Below are 279 nucleotides of genomic sequence, written 5' to 3' on the forward strand. Positions count from 1 at the left end.
TGTTTGGGTGTATGGCTTCTGTTTTTTCTCCTTCACCCTAGCCTCAACCTATTCCACCCACTTGTTGGCAATTCGCTCTGAATCGAATGGAAGAACTACAATGTTTCTTTTGGCTGCCTGCTTTTCTTTTTTTGCCGAAATTTTTTTCTTTTTAGTTCTCCAGCTTCTAAAGCCTTGGTTTCAAGTTTTTCTTTTTCAAGATTCCCGTAAATGTCCATTTGGTTCGGGGAAATATCAGAAGCTTGAACTGGTGGGTTTTCTTTTTCTACTTTTTCTTTA

Annotated in this window: 1 protein-coding gene; it reads right to left on the reverse strand. The window is 38.4% G+C overall.

Annotation, left to right across the window (positions count from 1 at the left end; translation table 11 throughout):
• Positions 1 to 95: 95 nt before the first annotated feature.
• A partial coding sequence (locus E1171_RS24005; RefSeq protein ID WP_222931256.1) for a hypothetical protein occupies positions 96 to 279 on the reverse strand: 184 nt, incomplete at its 5' end.

The organism is Xanthovirga aplysinae (genome assembly GCF_009711365.1).
In the GTDB taxonomy this organism is placed as follows: Bacteria; Bacteroidota; Bacteroidia; order Cytophagales; family Cyclobacteriaceae; genus Xanthovirga; species Xanthovirga aplysinae.